Source organism: Streptodolium elevatio (genome assembly GCF_040649515.1).
Classification (GTDB): Bacteria; Actinomycetota; Actinomycetes; order Streptomycetales; family Streptomycetaceae; genus Yinghuangia; species Yinghuangia elevatio.
This window is the reverse complement of record NZ_JBEZFP010000044.1, coordinates 1-20,112: the sequence shown is the minus strand read 5'-3', so window position 1 is coordinate 20,112 and position 20,112 is coordinate 1. Positions and strand designations below refer to the sequence as shown.

The window sequence follows — 20,112 nt, the reverse complement described above, 5'->3', positions numbered from 1 at the left end:
CCTTCCCAGTGTGCGGGCCGGATCCCGGGTACCGGTCCGGCGGTCGGTCAGCCGGTGAAGCGGAGGGTCTGCGGCGACAGGCGGCAGACCTTCAGCTGCGCGGTGTTGAGCGGGCTCAGTTCGCGGCGCTGGGCCACGATCAGCTCGGGATGGACGGGCGGGAAGATCACCGCGTCCTCGGCGAGCGCGCGGTCGACCGCCTTGAGCGCGGCCGTGCGGGCGGCGGGGTCGGTGGTCTGCCACACGGTGTCGATCGCCTGGTCCACGACCGGGTTCTTGTACCCGCACGCGAGCACGTTGGTCGAGGACGCGGGCGCGAGCGTCAGGTAGTTCGCGGGTCCCGAGGTGAAGCCCGACATGAAGGTGTTCATGAGCATGTCGTAGTCGCGCGAGAGCCATTTGTTGGACCACGGGCCGCCCGCGAGCTGCTCGATGGTGACCTTGACGCCGATCTTGTCCCATCCGGCGACCAGGACCTGCGCGATGTCGCGGATGGTCTGGCTGGCGCCGATCGTGATGGTGAAGGAGCGCTTGGTGGTCTTGGCGCGGTCCAGGTGCTCGCGCGCCTTGGCCAGGTCGGGGGTCGCGGGGAAGACCGCGAGCCCGGCGTCGTGGCCCAGCTCGCCGGGGCCGATGGGGCCCTGGCCGGGCTTGCCTTTGCCGCCGTACACGCGCTGGAGCACGCCGTCGCGGTCCATCGAGTAGGCGATGGCCTTGCGGAACTCCGGGTCGTTGAACGGCTCGCGCTCGATCATGACGTACGTCAGCACGTCGAGCGGCGCGACCGCGGTGACCACCGCGACGCCCTTCTCCTTCTCCAGGATCGGCACGGTGGTCTGCGCGGGTGCGGTGATCAGGTCGACCTTGCCCTGCTTGAGGCTGACCGCGCGCGTGTTGCCGTCGGTGAAGACCGTGTACTCGATGCCGGCGAAGGCCGCGCCCGCCGGCATGTCGGCGAACGGCGCCCGGTACTGGCCGCCGTGGTAGCGGTCGAACCTGGACATCGTGAAGCTCTGCCCCGGGATGTAGCGGTCCAGGCGGAAGGGGCCGGTGCCCATCATCGTGTCCTTGCGCGACACGAAGTCCTTGTGCGTGACCGGCAGGTTGGTCAGGTGCGAGCGGAGCAGGCCGTACGGCTTGGCGAGCCTGATGCGCACGGTCCGCTCGTCGGCCTTCTCGAACGACGCGACGTAACCGAGCATGTACGTGATCCACTCGCTGCCCGCCGACATGTCGAGCATGTGCGTGAGCGTGGCCACCACGTCGTCGGCGGTGAACGGCTCGCCGTTGTGCCACACGATCCCGCTCTTGAGTCTCACGGTCCAGGTGAGCTGGTCCGGCGAGACCTCCGGCTCGCCGTCGGCGAGCAGCGGCACGGAATTGAGCTGGTCGTCGTACGCGTACAGGCTCTCCATCACCGGCTCGGCGATCCAGCGCGTCACCTCGGCGCCGGAGTCGAGCGGGTTGAGGCTGCTGGGCGCGGCCGCGACGCCGATGCGCAGAATGCCGTCCTTGTGCCGGTCGGCGACGCGCGATCCGGAGTCGCCGGAGCTGCACGCGGTCAGCAGGCCGGTGCCGCCGAGGGCAAGACCCGCGGTCATGCCGAGGAACCCGCGCCGGCTCGGGCCGGTCTGGCCGGTCCGGCCCGTGCCGCCGGTTGCCGTACGGGCCCTCCACGCTCCGGGGGTCACTTCGTCTCCTCTGTCGCGTACGCGGCGGGGATGCCGCTCGTGCTCGTGCCTGCGCGCTTCGAACGTGCGAGACGGGGGCTCCGGTTCCGCTCCCCGTACGCCTCGCCGAGCAGGTTGAAGCCGAGGATGCCGAGGACCAGGACCGCGCCGGGGAGCGTGGCGTACCACCACGCGTCGCCCAGGATCTGGCCGCCGGCGTCCGCGACCAGGTTGCCCAGTGTCGCGTGCGGGGGTGGGACGCCGAGCCCCAGGAAGCTCAGACCGCCCTCGGCGAAGACCGCGATGGCCATCGCGAGGAACGCCTGTCCGAGCACCGGGGGCATGACGTTGACCAGCACCTCCCGGGACAGGATCTCGCGCGGGGGCACGCCGAGGCCACGCAGGTTCACCACGTAGTCCTCGCTCAGCTCCACCACCGTCGCGGCGCGGGCGACGCGGGCGAAGTACGGGATGAAGCCGACGCCGATCGCGAGGGCGACGCGTACGCCGTTGGTCACCGTGACCGGGCCGAAGTGCATGTCGTCGGTGCCCATGAGGCCGATGACGAACATCACGAAGATGAACTGCGGGAGGGCCTGCACGGTCTCGACGGTGCGCATGAGGAGCCCGTCCAGGCGTCCGCCGTAGCGGTATCCGGCGAGCACGCCGATCGCGGTGCCGGCGGCGAGCGCGAAGCCGATCGAGGTGAGGCAGATCCACAGCGACGTCCACGCACCCTCGGCGGTGCGCGCGAGGAGGTCGCGGCCGAGGTGGTCGGTGCCGAAGGGGTGGTCGGGAGACGGCGCTTCGGGGCCGAGGGCGACCAGCTCGGTCGGGCTGCCGTGCAGGCGTCCCACGGTGGCGACCAGCAGGTACAGGGCGACCATGACGAGCCCGGTCCAGCCCGCGATGCCGAGGTTCCCGAGGTGCTTGCGCAGTCCGTGCGCACGGGCCCGGCCGGACGGCGCGGGCTCGGGCGCCGGGGGTGTAGCACCGACGGCGTCCGAGCCGCCCGCGGAACCCGCCGGGACCGCGGACTCGGGCGGTATCGGACGTACAGGCTCCACCGGCTTGCTCTCAGGCACGGGCCAGCCCCTGTCGCGTGCGGGGGTCCACGACGAGGTACAGGAGGTCGACGACCAGGTTGAGGACCAGGAAGATCGCGGCGGTGGCGACGCAGCCGCCGAGCGCGAGCTGGTAGTCCTGGCGCTGGAACGCGGTGACCATCATCTGCCCGAGGCCGGGGATCTGGAAGACGCTCTCCACCAGCACGGTCCCGGACAGCAGGCCGCCGATCAGCACACCCGCGACGGTCAGCGTCGGCACCACCGCCCCGCGCAGCGCCACGCGGCGCAGCACCTGGGTGCGCGACGAGCCCATCGCGCGCGCGAAGGCGACGTGGTCGGAGGTGTACGCCTCCACCAGCCCGCCGCGCAGCGAGCGCGTGATCATCGCGAACGCGCCGAGGCCGAGCACGACCGCGGGCAGCAGCAGCACCTGGAGGTTGCGGGCGGGGTCCTCGGAGAAGGTGACGAAGCCGCCCGCGCCGGGCAGGAAGTCGGGGTTGTCGACCATGACGAGCATCACGACGGCGATCCAGTAGCCCGGCAGGGACATGGCGACGACGGTGACGACGCGGGTGGCCTGGTCCACCGCGCGGCCTTGGCGCAGCGCGGACCAGGTGCCGAGCAGGACGGCCGGGACGACGGCCAGCAGGGCGGCGAGGAAGCCGAGTTCGAGCGAGACGGGCAGCGCGCGGCCGATCTGGTCGGCGACGGAGGAGCCGTCGTACAGCGAGGTGCCGAAGTCTCCGGTCACCAGGCCGCCGAGATAGTCGAAGTACTGCACGACCAGGGGGCGGTCCAGGCCCATGCGGTGTTCGACGGCGGCGCGGGCCACGGGGTCGGCGGCGACCTGCGGGGCGAGCTGGTTGACCGGCGAGACGGGTGAGGCGTGCAGCAGCATGAACATGCCGGTGACGACGGCGAACATCACCACGAGCACGCCTACCGCGCGCCGCAGGATGTAGGTGGCCATCGTCTGCTCCTGTTGAGTTGCCGTGCCATGCCGTGCAGCCGCCGCTGTGCCGTGCGGCTGTGCGGTGCTGTGCCGCCGTGCCGTGCTTTCTTGTTTGCTTCCGTGCTTCCTTGCGGGCGAACTGCTGTGGGGTGGGACATCCGGAGTACTCCGCCTGCTCCGCTATCCCACCCCACGGCGCATGCGCGGGCGCAGCCGGGTCAGCCGTCCTTGCGCCACCGGTCCATTTCGGCGCCGAGGTCGCGCAGTACGGCGCTGTTGACCTCGTACGCGTACAGCACCTCCTCGATGATGCGCTCCTTCTCCTCGTCGTCCCACGGGGCGACGTCGAGCGCGCGGCGGTAGCCGGTCTTGAACGCGTCGAGGTCGCCGACCGCGTCGAAGTTGTAGAACTCGGTGCCCTCGTGGCCTTCGAGGCCGAAGTGACGGCGCATCAGTTTGGCGATGTGCTGGCCGCCGGACATGTCGCCGAGGTACCGGGTGTAGTGGTGCGCGACATAGCCGCCGGGCCAGTCGAAGCACTTCTCCCGTATGCGCTGGATGTACCGCTCGGTGCCCGCGTTGGCCGGGTACTTCTCGCGCCAGCCCTCGCCGGCCAGGAATAGCATGTCGGCTTCGAGGGCCGCCATGCGGTCCAGGCTCTCGGGGCAGAACGGCGCCGCGACCTCGTCGCCGCGCATCACGACCGAAGCCTGCTCCAGGACCTCGTACGCCCAGTAGTGCTGGGCGACCATCGCGGTGTAGGCGTCCCGGGTGAGGCCGCCGCGCATCAGAACGTCGAGGAAGCCCTCGCCCTCGGCACTTTGGTGGCTTCCCCAGGAACGCTTGCGGATGGTCGCGGAGAACGTCTCTTCGGCGGTCTCGGCGGTGTCGGTCGTGGTCATCGTTGAGTCCCCTTGGAACGGCCCTTGGGCGGCGTCGGTACGACAAGCTGCCGAACCGCAGTGTGTGCGGCCCCGTATGCCGGCGTCAAGAACTTACCGACATCTTGTCGGAACGATGTCGGAGGGTGCATCCTTGGGCTCCAAGGGGTTCCGGGGGCGGCCCCGGCGATGTGCACCACGGCAATGAGGGTAGCCTAACCTCCACAACGAACGTACGCCGGAGTACAGGCCGTTGACCTGGGAGTTAAGCAGCGTGAGCACACATCGAACCCGCCGTCGCCGTGCGGCGTCCCTGCCCGTCCTGCTGCTCGGCATGCTCCTCGGCCTGCCGCTCGCGCTGTTCGCCGGCGCCGGCACCGCACATGCGGAGAACGTCAGCCTGTCGGCGACCAAGACCACGGGTCTGGACCCGGCCGGCGAGGTGATCACGGTCACCGGCAAGGGCTTCAAGCCGGGCATCAAGCTTTTCCTCACCGTGTGCGACCCGGCCCAGCCTGCCGGACGCGCGTGTGACGTGGTCAACTTCAAGCTGGTCGACACCGACGCGAGCGGCGGATTCGTGGCCGACTACAAGCCGGCCGCGAAGTTCGGCGTCACCGACTGCCTCGCGACACCGTGTGCGCTGCAGACCAGTTGGGTCGGCAACGGCAAGGACCGCAGCCAGGAGGGCGTCGCGGCGATCGGCTTCACCGGCGGCGTCGCCCCGTCGCTGCCGAACCGTCCGCAGGAGAACGCGGGCCCGCCCGGAGCCACCGAGAGCCCCGCGGCACCCGGCACGGACGCGGCGGGCGCGCCGAGCTCCGGCCCCGCGCCGACCGGAATCGACGGCGCCATGCCGAACGTGCCGCAGACCTCGACGGCACCGGACGCGTCGACCGCTCCCAGCGCCGACAAGAAGGACGACGACTCCGACTCCTCGGTGTGGATCGTCGTCGGCGTCGTGGCGGCCGTCGTCATCGTCGTCGGCGCCGGGACCTTCGTCTTCGTACGCCGCCGCGCGGCGCACTGACCGGGGCACGCCCGCCCCGCACAGCTCGGCGTCGCCGGCCCCGCTTCGCACGGCCGGGAACCGCTTCGCACCGCCCCGAACCACCCGGCGCCGCCTCGCCCGTACACCGTTCCGGACCCGACCACCCGCCCGACCGCCTTCGGAGGCGACCATGACCACCACCCCCTCCCCGCAGGGCACCGCGAACCCGTTCGGTCCGGACGTCGTCGCCGCGATCACCAAGCACATGAACGACGACCACCCCGCCGACAACCTGCTGATCGTGCGCGGCCTGGGCGGCAAGGACACCGCCACCTCGGCGCGCATGAGCGGGCTCGACGGCCTCGGCGCCGACTTCGTCGCGGTGGTCGACGGCGCCGAGACCGACGTCCGGATCCCCTGGGAGCGCGAGCTGACCGAGCGGCGCGAGGTGCGCGTCGAGGTCGTCCGCCTCTACAACGAGGCCTGCGCGGCCCTCGGCATCGAGCCGCGCCAGGAGGGCGAGCACTGAGACACGCCGTACCGGCGGCGCCGCCGGGGTGATCGGCGACGCACTGGTGTGGCCTGTGCCACAGTCGCAGCCCGGGAGGAATTCCTCCCGGGCCGCGCTCGTTGCGTCTGCTTGGCGCCGGCCGGCGTCGCGTTACGACGCACACCGCGGTGCACCGCGCTTCCCGGTACTCCGCCCTTGGCCCGGCACCACGACACGTACCGGGGCGGCCCCCTGACCGCTCCCGCTCTATCCGTTCCGCTCCCAGGAGTCCGCCCGTATGGCATCACCCGGCCGATCGCGTCTGCCCGACCTCAACCAGAAGTTCGTCGTCGGCGCGGTCTTCGTGGCCGCGATGTTCGTGAACATCCTCGACATCACGATCATCAACGTCGCGCTCCCGGCCATCGGCAAGGACTTCGGGGTCGGTCCCTCGGAGCTCGGCACGGTGGCGGTCGGCTATCTGGTCAGCCTCGCGGTGTTCATCCCCGCGTCCGGCTGGCTCGGCGACCGGTTCGGCAGCAAGCGGGTGTTCCTCTTCGCGCTGGCGGTGTTCACCGGCGCGTCCGCCTTGTGCGGCCTCGCGCAGACGCTCGACCAACTCGTGCTCTTCCGCATCCTCCAGGGTGTCGGCGGCGGCCTGCTGACCCCGGTCGGCATGGCGATGATGTTCCGCGCCTTCCCGCCCGAGGAGCGCGTGCGCGCGTCCCGCGTCCTGATGGTCCCGACCGCGATCGCCCCCGCGCTCGGCCCGGTGCTCGGCGGCCTGCTCGTCGACAAGGCGTCGTGGCACTGGGTCTTCTACATCAACCTGCCGGTCGGCGCGGTGGCCCTGGTGTTCGGCGCGCTGTTCCTCAAGGAGCACCGCGAGCCGGGCGTGGGCCGCTTCGACCTGCCGGGCTTCCTCCTCGCCGGCGTCGGCTTCGCGCTGCTGATGTACTCGCTCAGCGAGGGCCCGGGCAAGGGCTGGGGGTCCCCGCTCATCATCGGCACCGGCATAGCCGGGGCGGTGCTGCTCGTCTCGATGGTCTGGTACGAGCTCCGCGCCGCCGAACCCATCCTCAAGCTCCGCCTGTTCGGCGACCGCCTGTTCGCCAGCACCAACACCGTGTCGCTGCTCGGCTCCGCGGGCTTCCTCGGCCTTCTGTACGTCTACCCGCTGATGTGCCAGCAGGCGTTCGGCTGGAGTGCGCTCAAGACCGGTCTGCTGACCTTCCCCGAGGCGTTCGGCGTGATGATCACCTCGCAGGTCGTCTCCCGCATCTACCCGAAGGTCGGACCGCGCCGCCTGATGGCCGTCGGCCTGGCGGGCATAGCCGCGGCGGCCGTCATGCTCAGCCGGACCGACCAGAACACCCCTCCCGCGGTGTTCGCCGGCATCCTCTTCTTCACCGGCGTCGCGCTGGCGTTCAACATGATCCCGATGCAGGCCGCCGCGTTCGCCAAGACCAAGCCCTCCGACAGCGCCGCGGCGTCGACGCTGTTCAGCACGCAGCGCCAGCTCGGCTCGGCACTGGGCGTCGCCCTGCTGAGCACGGTGATCGCGGGGGTGGGCGCGTTCACCACCACCTCGGCGGGCCTGGCCGCTCCGAATCTGGACGCGTACCGCGCCGCGTTCTGGACGGCGGCTGGCATCGCGCTCGTCGGCGCCCTCGTGGCACTGACCGTGCGCGACGAGGATGCCGCGGCGACGATGCGCAAGGCCGAGCCGGTCGAGGAGGCCCGCCCGGCGGCGGAGCCGGACGCGGTCAGCGCGTAGCGCGTTCGGGTGCGTAGCGCGTTCGGGTGCGTAGCGCGTTCGGGTGCGTAGCCGTCGGGCGTAGCGGTCGGGCGTAGCGGTCGGCGCGTCAGCCCGACGCGGGAGACTATGCGCGTGACCACCAAGCAGACGATGCGCGCGCTGCGCCTCGCGCGGGCCCGCGCGCAGGCGCTGGCCGGCGGTGTCCGGGAGCACACCGCCGCGGGCGTGGTGCGCCGGGTCTTCGCGATCCAGGCGCAGGACGCGGTCGCCGCCGACCTCGGCGTCCGGGTGCGCGCCGACGGCGTCTCGGCGGCCGAGGTGCGGGCCGCGTACGAGGACGAACGCTCGATCGCCACCGGATGGTTCATGCGCGGCACGCTGCACACCGTGCCCGCGGAGGACCTGCGCTGGCTGCTCGGCGTGTTCGGGGCACGGAACGAGGCGGCGAACGCCCGCCGGTACCGTGAACTGGACCTCGACGAGGCACTTCGCGAACGCGCCGCGCGCGTGATCCGCGAGGCGGTCGCGACGCACGGGCCGCTCACCCGCGGCGAGTTGGCCGAACGCCTGGCGGCCATCGGGGTCCCGCCTTCCGGGCAGGCGCCGTTCCATTTGATCAGGCACGCCGCGCTGGTCGGTGTGGTCTGCCACGGTCCCCGGCGGGCGGGCGAGGGCACCTTCGTGCTGCTCGACGACTGGATCCCGGCCCACGGGCGCGGGCCGCAGGGCGACGCGGCGGCGGCCGAGCTCGCACTGCGGTACGCCCGGGCGCACGGCCCCGCCGACGCCGAGGACTTCGCGCACTGGTCCGGCCTGCCTCTGTCGCTCGCCCGGCGGGCCTGGGCGGCCGGACCGGCGAAGACGCTTCGCCCGGAGGACGCGGCCCCTGACGAAGGGGAGGCCGGGGATCGCGTCGACGGTCGGGGCGCGGTCGGAGGCGGTGACCCGGTCGGGCCCGACGTCCGGCTGCTTCCCGCGTACGACGACTACCTCCTCGCCTACCGCGACCGCCGCCTCGTGGTGCCACCCGCCCATGAGAGAGATGTGTGGCCCGGCGGCGGGGTCATCCGGCCCGTGGTGCTGGCCGACGGCGTCGCCGTGGGGACGTGGGGACGCAAGGGGCACGAGGTTCGGACGGCGGCGTTCGACTCCTGGGGCCCTTCGCTCGCCCGGGTGATCGAGAAAGAATCCTCGGCGGTTTCCGAGTTCCTGAGCGGTGGAGCATAACCGCAGGTCAAACCCATGTTCGCCCGTCCGGTCGGGCATCCCGGTCGGACGTTCCGGCGTCCTCCGAAGAGGCTATTCACCGCGTCTATACACTCGGTGTATATCCCGCATGTATAGTCGTCGACATGATTAGCCACACCCTCCTCGGGCTGCTGGAGTCCGGCCCACGCCACGGGTACGACCTGAAGCGCGCGTTCGACGACCGCTTCGGGCAGGGCAAGCCACTCGCCTATGGGCAGGTGTATGCGACGCTTTCGCGACTGCTGAAGAACGGCTTCGTCGAAGTCGACGGCATAGAGCACGGCGAGGGCCCGGAGCGGAAGCGCTACGCGATCACCGCCGAGGGGCTGACCGACGTCGAGCAGTGGCTCGCGCGGCCGGAGAAGCCCGAGCCCTATCTGCAGAGCACGCTCTACACGAAGGTCGTCATCGCCCTGATGACCGGGCGCAGCGCGGGCGACCTGCTCGACACGCAGCGCGCCGAGCACCTGCGGCTGATGCGCGAGCTGACCGAGCGCAAGAAGGGCGGCGACCTCGCCGACCAGCTGATCTGCGATCACGCGCTGTTCCACCTGGAGGCGGACCTGCGCTGGCTGGAACTGACCGAGGCGCGCCTCGACCGGCTGAAGGCGGAGGTGGCCCTGTGAACCCGATGAAGCGGAAGAAGTCGTCCGGTGCCGGCGGCACCGGCCCGGCCGGGGGCCTCGGGGCGGTCGGCGCGGGCCGGCCGACCGCCGTCACCACCGCACCGCAGGCCCGCACCGGCGACGAATCCGGCTCGCTGCTCACCGCTCGCGGACTGCGCAAGACGTACGGTCCGACGCCCGCCCTCGAGAACGCCTCGTTCGACATAGCGGCGGGGGAGATCGTGGCGGTGATGGGCCCGTCCGGGTCCGGCAAGTCGACACTGCTGCACTGCCTCGCCGGAATCGTGGCGCCCGACGCGGGCGAACTGCGGTACCAAGGGCGCGACGTGGCCGCGATGTCCGACCGTGAGCGCAGTGCGCTGCGCCGCCACGACTTCGGCTTCGTGTTCCAGTTCGGCCAGTTGGTGCCCGAGCTCACCTGTGCCGAGAACGCCGCGCTGCCGCTGCGCCTGAACGGCGTACGCCGCCGCGAGGCGGCCCGTCGCGCGGCCGAGTGGCTGGCCCGGCTGGAGGTCGACGACGTGTCCGGCAAGCTGCCCGGCGAGGTGTCCGGCGGCCAGGGGCAGCGGGTCGCGATCGCCCGCGCGCTCGCGGCCGGACCGCGCGTGGTGTTCGCCGACGAACCGACGGGCGCACTGGACTCGTTCAACAGCGAGCGGGTGATGAACCTGCTCACCGACGCCGCCCGGGAATCCGGCGCCGCGGTGGTGCTGGTGACGCACGACGCCCGGGTCGCGGCGTACTCGGACCGGGAGGTCGTGGTGCGCGACGGCCGCACCCGCAGCTTGGGGTGGGCGGCGTGAGCAGCGAGGCCGCAAGGCCCCGGCAGTGGCTCCACGACGTCGGCATGGGCGCCCGGTTCGCGGTCTCGGGCGGGCGCTCGGGCCTGCTGCGTACGGCACTCACCATGCTGGGCATCGCCCTGGGCACCGGACTGCTGCTGCTCGCGACGTCCGTGCCCAACATGCTGGACGCGCGCAACACGCGTGGCTCCGAGCGCATGGACCAGATCGTCGCGGAGGGCACTCCGGCCGGGCCGCAGACACTGCTGGTGGTCAAGGCGGACACCAAGTTCCGCGGTCAGGAGATCCGCGGCCGGCTCCTTCAGGCGGAAGGCGACCGGCCCGTGGTGCCGCCGGGGCTGGGCGAACTGCCGGGCGCCGGGACGATGCTGGTCTCGCCCGCCCTGGACGACCTGCTGCGGTCCTCCTCGGGCACGCTGCTCCGCGAGCGGCTGCCGTACCCGATCGCGGGACACATCGGCGACGCCGGTCTGACCGGGCCGGCCGAGCTGGCGTACTACGTCGGGAGCGCGTCGCTCACACCCGAACAGGCGGACCGGGTCGACGGGTTCGGCAGCGGGGAGACTCCCGAGCCGCTGGGTCCGCTCCTCACCCTGCTCGCGGTGACCGTGTTCGTCGCGCTGCTGTCCCCCGTCATAGTGTTCGTCGCCGTCGCGTCCCGCTTTGGGTCGAGCACTCGGGACCGCCGCATGGCCGTGCTGCGACTCGTCGGCGCCGACCGGCGCATGATGCGGCGCCTCGTCGCGGGTGAAGCGCTCGCGACCGCGGTGGGCGGCACCGCGGTCGGCCTCGCGTTCTTCCTCGTCGGACGGCAGTTCGTCCGCGGGATCGAACTGTGGGACGTCAGCGTGTTCCCCGGCGACATCAAGCCGCCGATCGGGCTCGGCGCGCTCGTCCTGGTCGCGGTCCCGGCGGTCTCGGTGGCCGCCGGGCTCCTGGCCCTGCGCGGCCTCACCGTCGAGCCTCTCGGTGTCGCGCGCCGCGCCGCGCCCGCGCCGAGGCACGCGTGGCTGCGCCTGCTCCCCGCCGCGCTCGGCCTGGCGCTGCTCTTGCCGCTGCTGCGCGACGCCCGCGCCGACACTGCCATGAACGTCTACCAACTCTCCGGCGGAATACTGCTGGTGCTCATCGGTGTGACGGCAATACTGCCGTGGGCGGTACGCACCCTCACCGCGCGACTCGGCGCGGGGCCGACCCCCTGGCTCCTCGGCATGCGCAGGCTGCACGCCGAAACCGCGGCATCGGTGCGCGTCGTGAACGGCATCGCGGTCGCGGTCGCCGGCGCGATCGCCGTACAGACGCTGCTCACCGGGCTCGAGTCGACGTTCACCACGCCGACCGGCCAGCGGGTCGACCTCGCGGACTCATATGTGAGCCTCTCGACGGGCGACGACAGCGCGGCCCGTCTCCGCGAACTCGCCACGACCCCCGGGGTCGCCTCGTTCGTGCCGTATGCCGAGAGCGCCGCCTCGAAGTCGACCGACGCCGCCCCCACGGAGACCGTCGTGGTCGCCGACTGCCCGGCCCTGCGCGAGATCGCCGACATCACCGACTGCACGGCCGGCGACGTGTTCACCATGCCCCCTGCACCGGACAGCCGGCGCGCCCCGGTGCTCGGCGAGCCCCGGGTGGACGGCGTCGACCCGGAGTGGGGGCCGTCGTTCACGGAAGCGGGTGCTCTCGGCCCCGGGTCACGGGTGACACTCGACCTTCCCGGCGCCCCCGACCGGAAGATCGAGTGGACCGTGCCCACGACCGCCAAGCGAATCGAATCGGTCCGCGGTCAGATGCTCGCGAGCGGGGGCGGCCTCTACGCCACGCCGGAGGCGCTTGCCGGGAGCGGGTACCGGATCCTGGAGGCCCGTGCGTACGTGAAGGTCGACCTGACCGTTCCGGACGGCCTCGAACATCTGCGCACCGCGGTGATGCGGGCCGATCCGGGCGCCTACGTCTCCACGCTGGAGGCGAGCACCGAGGCACGCAAGTACACCAACATCAAGCGCGGCCTCTTCGTCGGCGCCACGGTCACGCTGATGCTGATCGCCGCGAGCATGCTCGTGTCCACCCTGGAGCAGTTGCGCGAACAGCGGCGTCCACTGGCCGTGTTGGCCGCATTGGGAACGCCGCACCGCACTCTGGCCCTGTCCGTGCTGGCACAGACGATCGTGCCCTTGGCGGTGGGCCTGGTCCTCGCCGTCGCCGGCGGCATCGGGTTGGGCTCGCTGCTGCTGAGCCTGGCGGCGCGACCACCGCAAGTCGACTGGGCGTACGTCGGATCGGTCGCCGGCCTGGGAGGCGCCGCCGTACTGGCGGTCGCACTCGTCGGGCTGCCCCCGCTGTGGCGGCTGGTACGGCCGGACAACCTCCGCACGGAGTGACGGTGTAACGGGCAACGCGGTAGCGGCCGCGGCAACTCCCGGCGTTCTTCCACAACTTCACACCCACCCACCGCACAACCCGGATCGCGTCGCAGGGCCGCACGCCCCTTCGTGCCGCCGTGCTGCCCCGTGCTGCCCCGTGCCGCCCGGTCCCCTGCCGGGCTCCGCGCCCTGATTCCCGTTCACCCGGTGATTCGGCGACCACACGACCCCCAGACCCCAACACCCCAACACCTCGCGATCCCGCGACCTCGCGATCCCGGATTCGGCAACCCCGCGATCTCGCGATTCCGCATCGGAGAAAGGACTGTTGTGAACGCGTACAACCCTGAGACGACAGGTGCCGCGAACGGCACCGACAGGTTCGCACTCACGCCCGACCCCGACCGAGGACGGCGCGACGCAAGCAGGCGGAGGCGGCGAATACCCGTCGCGATCCTGTGGGCGGGGAGCATCACGGTGTCGTGCGGCATCGGCACGGCCGTGGGAGCGACGGTGTTCGGCAGCGGCGATCGCGTCGTGGAGATCGCCGTCACGGCGTCGCCCGGACCGTCGGGCAACAGCACGTCCGGGACCGGCACCGCCCGCCCTCCGGGGGCGGCACCGGCGCCGGCGACCACGATGACCGTGCGCTGCGACGACGGCGCCGAAGGCGGCGACATCCCCGAGCCGGATGCCACCAACCCCGACAAGCTGGCATCGGCGGCGCGCAGTGCGTACCGCACGGTCGAGGACAAGATGGCCGACGCGGGCATCGACCTCTCGCTGCGCTCGGGTGCGCGCTCGTACGACCACCAGAAGCTGCTGTGGGAGACCGAGGTGGCCTGCAAGGGCTCGGAGGCGGCGGCCCGCAAGCGCGTCCTGCCGCCCGACGAGTCCTCGCACGTGAAGGGCACCGCGATCGACATCGCCCCCAAGGCCGCGCAGACATGGCTGGAGAAGAACGGCGCTCAGTACGGGTGGTGCCGGACCTACGACAACGAGCCCTGGCACTTCGAGTACGCGGCAAGCCACAAGAAGGGCTGCCCGCCTCGCGCACCCCACCCCTGAGCCGCCCGCTCCCCCGGTTGTCGAGATCGCCTTGAAGACGCCGCCGACCCCTCCCTTCTGACCCCCCGCGCCCGATAACGTCGGGTTCCGCCGCCTGGCTGACCGGGCAGTACGCGGCCGCCGGACCACCCACGTTGGAGGGGCACCCATGGATCAAGCGCTGTCGTACGCCTCCGGGCCGACGGACTCGCCGCTGCTGACCGAGACCATCGGGGCGAACTTCGCGCGCACGGTCGCGGCCGGTCCGGACCGGGCGGCGCTGGTGGACCGGGCCGCGGGGACGGCGTACACGTACCGGGAGCTCGCCGAGGCGGTGGACGCCTTCGCCCTCGGGCTGCTGGCGCGCGGGATCCGGCCCGGCGACCGCGTGGGGATCTGGTCGCCGAACCGGACCGAGTGGGTGCTCACGCAGTTCGCGACGGCGCGGATCGGGGCGGTGCTGGTGACCGTCAACCCGGCGTACCGCACACATGAACTGGAGTACGTGCTGCGGCAGTCCGGCATCCGCCTGCTGGTGTCGGCACCGGTGTTCAAGACCAGCGACTACCGCGCCATGGTCGGCGAAGTGCGGGACGCCTGCCCGGCGTTGGAGCAGGTGGTGTTCCTCGACGGCCCGGACTGGGACGGGGTCGTGGCGGCCGGCCGTGCGCTCGACCCGGCGCGGCTCGCGGAGGTCGCGGCGACGCTGCACCCGGACGACCCGATCAACATCCAGTACACCTCGGGCACCACCGGCTTCCCGAAGGGCGCGACGCTCACCCACCGCAACATCCTGAACAACGGCTGGTTCGTCGCCGAGTTGCAGGGCTGGACGCACGAGGACCGGGTCTGTCTGCCGGTGCCGTTCTACCACTGCTTCGGCATGGTAATGGGCAACCTCGGTGCGGTGGCGCACGGTTCGTGCATGGTCGTCCCGGCGCCGGCCTTCGAGGCGGCAGCCACGCTGAAGGCGGTCGAGGCGGAACGCTGCACGGTGCTCTACGGCGTGCCGACGATGTTCATCGGGATGCTGGCCGATCCGGGGTTCGCGTCGTACGACCTGTCGACGCTGCGCACCGGGGTCATGGCCGGAGCGCCGTGCCCCGTCGAGGTCATGAAGCGGGTCATCAGTGACATGGGGATGACCGACGTGACCATCTGCTACGGCATGACGGAGACGTCGCCGGTGTCGACGCAGACGCGCGTGGACGACAGCCTGGAGCAGCGGGTGTCGACGGTCGGCGCGGTGCATCCGCACGTGGAGATCAAGGTCGTCGCACCGGACACCGGCGAGGTGCTGCCGCGTGGTGAGGCGGGCGAGTTGTGCACGCGCGGGTACTCCGTGATGAAGGGGTACTGGGACGAGCCGGAGAAGACCGCCGAGGCGGTGGACCCGGACGGCTGGATGCACACCGGCGACTTGGCCGTGATGGACGCGGACGGGTACGTGGGCATCGTCGGCCGCATCAAGGACATGGTGATCCGCGGCGGCGAGAACATCTACCCGCGCGAGATCGAGGAGTTCCTGTACACGCACCCGGACATCGTGGACGCGCAGGTCGTCGGCGTGCCGGATGCGAAGTACGGGGAGGAGCTGATGGCGTGGGTGAAGGTGCGCCCCGGCGCGGAGGCTCCCACGGCCGAGTCCGTACGCGCCTTCTGCACGGGCAGGCTGGCGCACTACAAGATCCCGCGCTACGTGCACGCGGTCGAGGACTTCCCCATGACGGTCACCGGGAAGATCCGGAAGGTCGAGATGCGGGAGCGGTCGATCGAGCTGCTGGGCCTTTAGGACCGCGCGGGATTGTTCGCGCGGCTCCCGGTAACGTCCTGGCCATCGGTGCAAGGCGGGGTGCGGAACGGAGCGGACGCGAATGAGCACGAACGTGGTGTGGCACGACAGCGGCGTGGGGCGCCTGGACCGCCCCTGGCGCGGGGCGACGGTGTGGTTCACCGGCCTGTCGGGCTCCGGCAAGTCGACGGTGTCGGTGGTGGCCGAGCGGCTGCTCGTGGCGCGCGGGATAGCGGCGTACCGGTTGGACGGCGACAACCTGCGGCACGGCCTCAACTCCGACCTGGGCTTCGGCGCGGCGGACCGTACCGAGAACATCCGCCGGGTCGGCGAGGTGGCGCGGCTGTTCGCGGACGCGGGCGTGGTCGCGCTGGTCCCGGTCATCAGCCCGTACCGTGCGGACCGGGACCGGGCGCGCGAGTTGCACGAGCGCGACGGCGTACCGTTCCTGGAGGTCTTCGTCGACACCCCGATCGAGGTGTGCGAGAGCCGGGACCCCAAGGGCCTGTACGCGAAGGCGCGGACCGGCGAGATCAAGGACTTCACCGGCATCAACGCGCCCTACGAGGCCCCGCTGGAGCCCGAGTTGCGGCTGACCCCCGACGACGGCACACCGGACGAGCAGGCGGCGCGACTGGTCGCCGAGCTGGAGCGGCTGCGCGGCTGACCCCACAGCGCGTAACGGCTACGCAAAAGCTGTGCAAAGGAGCGCGTGCGACGGCCGCGCAAAGGAGCCCCCGGGACCACGTCCCGGGGGCTCCTTTTGTCCGAAGCTTTGCCTGCTCGGCGAACGTCAGGCGTTCGCGGGCTCCTTGGCCGCCGCGCCGGAGTCGCCGTCCGGGACGGCGCCGTCGTGGCCGAGGCCGCCGGTGGCCTTGTTGCGGCCGTGCTTCATGACGATCGCGATGGCGAGGCCGATGAGGCCGGCGACGAGGGCGAGCCAGAAGCCCTGGACGTACCCGTCGGTCGTGTACACCTGGGGGATCTCGTTGGTCGTGATCTGCCCCGTGGCCGGGTTCGGCACCGAGACCTCGAACGCGTTCCGGGTGAAGATCGGCGACAGCAGCGCGACGCCGACCGAGGCGCCGAACGACTGTGCGACGACGAGCATGCTGGACGCGATGCCCTGCTGCTCCTGCGGGACCGCCTCGATCATGAGGTTCGGCGCCGCCGAGTAGTACATGCCGAAGCCGAGGCCGTAGACGACACCGCAGATCAGCATGACCTGCCAGTTGTTGTGCAGGAAGACGTACATCAGCATGCCGGCCGACAGCAGCGACATACCCGCGATCATCGGCTGGCGCAGGCCGCGGCGCTGGCCCCAGGCGCCGGCGACCGGGCCCGAGATCATGCTGCCGATGGACTGCCAGATGGCCAGGTGCAGGGCCATGGCGAGCATCGAGAAGCCGAGCGCGTAGTTCAGGTCGTCGTTGAAGCTGATGCCCTGGCGCATGTTGTCCAGGAGCCCGGCGATCATGCCGTCCGGGGTGCCGGCGGCGCGGGCCCCGGCCTCGGTCTGGGCGAGCGTTCCGGCGGTGATCTGGCCCTTGAGCTCGTCCGCCTCCGGCGTCTGCGCCATGTAGCTGGTCAGGTAGTTCTGCATGCCGATGATCATGTTCGCCACGAAGGCGATGGCGATGACGGCGGCGACCTTGGGCGCGGTCAGCAGCTTCATGTCGATGAGCGGCTGGTCCTGGCGCTTCTCCCATACGACCCACAGGCCGATGACGATCAGGCCGCCGACCGCGTAACCCCACGCGGTGGGCTCGCTCCAGCCCCAGTTCTCGCCCTGGCTGATGTACAGCAGGATCATCGCGAGGCCGAGGCCGAGGACGATCGCGCCGAACCAGTCGAGCTTCTGGTGCACGCGCAGCTTCGTCTCGGGCACGAATATGACCAGCAGCGGGATGGCCACCAGCATGAAGATCGCCAGGAACCAGAACAGCGAGCGCCACGAGTAGTGGTCGGTCAGCACGCCGCCGAGGACCGGGGCGAGGGCGGCGGACAGGCCGAGGCCGGTGGCCGAGACGCCGATGGCGACCGGGATGAACTTACGCGGCATCAGGTCGCGGATCAGGCCGTACACGATGGCCGTCATACCGAAGGCGACCGCCTGCAGGGCGCGGCCGGCCAGGAACAGCGTCCAGTTGTCGGTCGTGGCACACAGCAGCGTCCCGGCCAGGAAGGCGACGCTGCACGCGAGCAGCATGCGCTTCTTGCCGTACAGGTCGGAGAGCTTGCCGATCAGCGGGCTGACCGCACCGCCGGTCAGGCCGAGGATGACGATCATCCACGAGATGTTCTCGCCCTGGTCGGGGAACGAAGGGGCGATCTTGGGGACCGCCGCCGAGATCATCGCGTACTGGAGCGGGACGACCTCGGAGAAGAGGACGATGATCGCGAGGATGCCGAAGATCTTCCCCTTGGAAGCACCGTCGAGGCGTCCTGTGTCGTCCGAGACCTGTGGTGGAGGTCCAGCGTTCGGTGTTGCGGTCTCAGACATGAGGGCCTGTCCGTTCTGTGCTGTGCATGAAGCTGTGCATGGAGCTGTCTGCGAGCGAGCCGGGCGTGCACGTGACACGTGTCACCACGAGGGCGCACGTGTCCGCTTTTGACAAAACAAGGTGGACGGACGGCGGTTCAGCGCTCTACCGGAGCTGCCAACCGAATCCCTGTTCGGGAATCCGATCCGACTGGTTGACAGTGTTTAGCATGTCGACACGGTCCTGTGAAGACACATCTACGCGCAGAGTGGTGTTGTGTCACATCTGCGATCGCGGTCATAACTGACACACCGTCAGGTGAACAGCATCACTCCTGCCGCGCAAAAGTCAAGGTCTGGACGTGACACCCGCCATAGGGGCACAATCCAGGGCGGTCGTGTCCGTGCAACGGCCCGCAGGCGGAGGGGGACGCGTGGTGGACGGCGTTGACGGCGGGGCGGACGGCGACCCCGAGACCTCCCCGGATCCCGCCCCGTACGACCTGGCCGGCAAGGTCGCGGTCGTCACCGGCGGCGCCTCCGGCATCGGCTACGCGACCTGCCGCGCACTCATCGACGCCGGCGCCCAGGTGGTCGTCGCCGACATCGACACCGAGGCCGGACACCGCGCCGCGGACTCCCTCGGGGCCTGGTACGCCGAACTCGACGTCACCTCTCCCGCCGACTGGACGCGTCTCGTCGAGAACGTCACCAAGGTCTTCGGCGGCATCGACATCGGGTTCCTGAACGCCGGTGTGGACACCGGCGGCGCCGGTATCGGCTCGCTCTCGGACGCCCAGTACCGCCGCATCATGGCGATCAACGTCGACGGCGTCGTCTTCGGCGCCCGGGCGCTCCTCCCCGCCCTCGAGGCACGCGGCGGCGGGCGCCTGGTCGCCACGTCCTCCCTCGCGGGCCTGGTCGCGTTCCCGCGCGATCCCGTCTACACCGCGACCAAGCACGCCGTGATCGGGCTGGTCCGGGCCCTGGCGCCCGACCTGGCCGAGCGGGGCGTCACCATCAACGCGGTGTGCCCGGGACTCACGGACACGCCGCTGCTCGGCGGCGCCAAGGCCTACCTCGAGGACCAGGGCATGCCGCTGATCCGGGCCGAGGACATCGCCGCCGCGGTGCTGGGCTGCCTCACGTCCGCCGAGACCGGCCAGGCATGGGTCGTGCAGGCGGGCCGGGAGCCGCTGCCGTACAAGTTCCGCGGCGTGCCCGGCCCGGCCGGCGGGATCAAGCCGCCCGCCGGCTTCCGCGACCCGGCGCTGTAGATCCGGGGCGTACCGCACCCGCGGGATCGATGCCGGCGACGCCCGCGTGCGTGCCCCGGGTCGCGCTGCGGGCCGAGTTCCCGGCCCTGCCGATCGTCGTCCTCAGCCAGTACATCGAGCCCGACGGCGCCGGGTGACCGCGCACGGCAACGGGCTCGTCGTGGACGGGCGTTGGTACGCCGCGACGCGCGGGGCGCGCAGGGGCGCTTTTCGGCAACGCCGTTCGGAGCGTGTCATTGGCCTTCACCCGATGGGGTGGTTTCCGGAAAAGCGCATGCCGGTTCCGGGCCTCGGGGGTTGACTGGTTCGCTCACTGCCTTCCGGTCCATTCCCAAGGAGGGGACGCGGCATGAAAATCGGCGACCCGGTCATCGCCAATTCCGACATCGAGAGCTGGAGCAAGCCCTATGTGCCGCAGTACGCGGAGGGGGTGGTCACCAGCGTCGGGTTCCGGGGGGTCTCGGTCGCGTTCACGGTCCCGGGCGTGATGGGGGGCACACGCCAGGTGACAGTCACGGTACGGCCGGACCAGGTCCTGCCGGTCTGACGTTCCGTTCACCGAACACGTGCGGCGGGACCGGTGCGTCGTCCCCGAGCGACGACGCACCGGTTGCGGCGGCCTGCTGCGCGCGGCCGGCCGTGGGGTACGGCCCACGGCCGGCCGCGG

At 71.2% G+C, this 20,112-nt stretch carries 17 protein-coding genes; 12 read left to right on the top strand and 5 right to left on the bottom strand.

Features of this window, described 5'->3' with window-relative positions; all coding sequences use genetic code 11:
• Positions 1-47: 47 nt before the first annotated feature.
• The 4 genes from AB0C36_RS18510 to AB0C36_RS18495 all read right to left on the bottom strand — a co-directional run bounded on the left by AB0C36_RS18510 (position 48) and on the right by AB0C36_RS18495 (position 4,591).
• Complete coding sequence (locus tag AB0C36_RS18510; protein WP_358355306.1) at positions 48-1,691, bottom strand: ABC transporter substrate-binding protein; 1,644 nt, start codon at positions 1,689-1,691, stop codon at positions 48-50.
• On the bottom strand, positions 1,688-2,755 hold the full coding sequence (locus tag AB0C36_RS18505) for an ABC transporter permease (protein ID WP_358355304.1): 1,068 nt from the start codon (positions 2,753-2,755) through the stop codon (positions 1,688-1,690). The genes AB0C36_RS18510 and AB0C36_RS18505 overlap by 4 nt, the downstream gene beginning before the upstream one ends.
• Positions 2,748-3,707 (bottom strand): ABC transporter permease, encoded by a 960-nt coding sequence (locus AB0C36_RS18500; protein ID WP_358355302.1) that lies wholly within the window; start codon positions 3,705-3,707, stop codon positions 2,748-2,750. The genes AB0C36_RS18505 and AB0C36_RS18500 overlap by 8 nt, the downstream gene beginning before the upstream one ends.
• Positions 3,708-3,907: 200 nt before the next feature.
• Entirely contained in the window at positions 3,908-4,591 is a 684-nt protein-coding gene (locus AB0C36_RS18495) for a biliverdin-producing heme oxygenase (protein ID WP_358355301.1), read from the bottom strand.
• Between the two features lie 253 nt (positions 4,592-4,844).
• Here AB0C36_RS18495 and AB0C36_RS18490 point away from each other — a divergent pair, with 253 nt between their 5' ends.
• The 10 genes from AB0C36_RS18490 (at position 4,845) to cysC (ending at position 16,353) form a co-directional block, all read left to right on the top strand.
• Positions 4,845-5,600, top strand: coding sequence for a neocarzinostatin apoprotein domain-containing protein (locus AB0C36_RS18490; RefSeq protein ID WP_358355299.1), 756 nt, complete (start codon positions 4,845-4,847; stop codon positions 5,598-5,600).
• Positions 5,601-5,751: 151 nt separating this feature from the next.
• Positions 5,752-6,090 (top strand): DUF2470 domain-containing protein, encoded by a 339-nt coding sequence (locus tag AB0C36_RS18485; RefSeq protein ID WP_358355297.1) that lies wholly within the window; start codon positions 5,752-5,754, stop codon positions 6,088-6,090.
• A gap of 259 nt (positions 6,091-6,349) precedes the next feature.
• A complete protein-coding gene (locus AB0C36_RS18480; RefSeq protein WP_358355295.1) occupies positions 6,350-7,828 on the top strand; it encodes an MDR family MFS transporter in 1,479 nt (492 codons plus the stop codon).
• Between the two features lie 108 nt (positions 7,829-7,936).
• Positions 7,937-9,037 (top strand): winged helix DNA-binding domain-containing protein, encoded by a 1,101-nt coding sequence (locus tag AB0C36_RS18475; RefSeq protein WP_435839070.1) that lies wholly within the window; start codon positions 7,937-7,939, stop codon positions 9,035-9,037.
• A 125-nt stretch (positions 9,038-9,162) separates the two neighbouring features.
• The gene (locus tag AB0C36_RS18470) at positions 9,163-9,684 is read left to right on the top strand and encodes a PadR family transcriptional regulator (RefSeq protein ID WP_358355291.1); all 522 of its coding nucleotides are present in this window, start codon (positions 9,163-9,165) and stop codon (positions 9,682-9,684) included.
• Positions 9,681-10,487: an ABC transporter ATP-binding protein gene (locus AB0C36_RS18465; RefSeq protein ID WP_358355289.1), complete on the top strand. Its 807-nt coding sequence runs from the start codon at positions 9,681-9,683 to the stop codon at positions 10,485-10,487. The genes AB0C36_RS18470 and AB0C36_RS18465 overlap by 4 nt, the downstream gene beginning before the upstream one ends.
• On the top strand, positions 10,484-12,865 hold the full coding sequence (locus AB0C36_RS18460) for an FtsX-like permease family protein (protein WP_358355287.1): 2,382 nt from the start codon (positions 10,484-10,486) through the stop codon (positions 12,863-12,865). The genes AB0C36_RS18465 and AB0C36_RS18460 overlap by 4 nt, the downstream gene beginning before the upstream one ends.
• Positions 12,866-13,177: 312 nt before the next feature.
• The gene (locus AB0C36_RS18455) at positions 13,178-13,915 is read left to right on the top strand and encodes a D-alanyl-D-alanine carboxypeptidase family protein (RefSeq protein ID WP_358355285.1); all 738 of its coding nucleotides are present in this window, start codon (positions 13,178-13,180) and stop codon (positions 13,913-13,915) included.
• 148 nt (positions 13,916-14,063) lie between these two features.
• Positions 14,064-15,686: an AMP-binding protein gene (locus AB0C36_RS18450; protein ID WP_358355283.1), complete on the top strand. Its 1,623-nt coding sequence runs from the start codon at positions 14,064-14,066 to the stop codon at positions 15,684-15,686.
• A gap of 82 nt (positions 15,687-15,768) precedes the next feature.
• Positions 15,769-16,353: an adenylyl-sulfate kinase gene (gene cysC / locus AB0C36_RS18445; protein WP_358355281.1), complete on the top strand. Its 585-nt coding sequence runs from the start codon at positions 15,769-15,771 to the stop codon at positions 16,351-16,353.
• A gap of 126 nt (positions 16,354-16,479) precedes the next feature.
• On the opposite strand, the gene AB0C36_RS18440 is transcribed toward cysC, so the two are convergent.
• On the bottom strand, positions 16,480-18,189 hold the full coding sequence (locus tag AB0C36_RS18440) for an MFS transporter (protein WP_358355279.1): 1,710 nt from the start codon (positions 18,187-18,189) through the stop codon (positions 16,480-16,482).
• Positions 18,190-18,602: 413 nt separating this feature from the next.
• On the opposite strand from AB0C36_RS18440, the gene AB0C36_RS18435 reads away from it, so the two are divergent.
• The gene (locus tag AB0C36_RS18435; protein WP_358355277.1) at positions 18,603-19,445 is read left to right on the top strand and encodes an SDR family NAD(P)-dependent oxidoreductase; all 843 of its coding nucleotides are present in this window, start codon (positions 18,603-18,605) and stop codon (positions 19,443-19,445) included.
• Positions 19,446-19,794: 349 nt separating this feature from the next.
• The gene (locus AB0C36_RS18430) at positions 19,795-19,992 is read left to right on the top strand and encodes a hypothetical protein (protein WP_358355275.1); all 198 of its coding nucleotides are present in this window, start codon (positions 19,795-19,797) and stop codon (positions 19,990-19,992) included.
• Positions 19,993-20,112: the final 120 nt, after the last annotated feature.

Coding starts and splice junctions, on each gene's coding strand:
- AB0C36_RS18500 (WP_358355302.1), bottom strand. CDS start 3,707: ATGGCCACCTACATCCTGCGGCGCGCGGTAGGCGTGCTCGTGGTGATG.
- AB0C36_RS18495 (WP_358355301.1), bottom strand. CDS start 4,591: ATGACCACGACCGACACCGCCGAGACCGCCGAAGAGACGTTCTCCGCG.
- AB0C36_RS18485 (WP_358355297.1), top strand. CDS start 5,752: ATGACCACCACCCCCTCCCCGCAGGGCACCGCGAACCCGTTCGGTCCG.
- AB0C36_RS18480 (WP_358355295.1), top strand. CDS start 6,350: ATGGCATCACCCGGCCGATCGCGTCTGCCCGACCTCAACCAGAAGTTC.
- AB0C36_RS18475 (WP_435839070.1), top strand. CDS start 7,937: ATGCGCGTGACCACCAAGCAGACGATGCGCGCGCTGCGCCTCGCGCGG.
- AB0C36_RS18470 (WP_358355291.1), top strand. CDS start 9,163: ATGATTAGCCACACCCTCCTCGGGCTGCTGGAGTCCGGCCCACGCCAC.
- AB0C36_RS18450 (WP_358355283.1), top strand. CDS start 14,064: ATGGATCAAGCGCTGTCGTACGCCTCCGGGCCGACGGACTCGCCGCTG.
- cysC (WP_358355281.1), top strand. CDS start 15,769: ATGAGCACGAACGTGGTGTGGCACGACAGCGGCGTGGGGCGCCTGGAC.
- AB0C36_RS18440 (WP_358355279.1), bottom strand. CDS start 18,189: ATGTCTGAGACCGCAACACCGAACGCTGGACCTCCACCACAGGTCTCG.
- AB0C36_RS18430 (WP_358355275.1), top strand. CDS start 19,795: ATGAAAATCGGCGACCCGGTCATCGCCAATTCCGACATCGAGAGCTGG.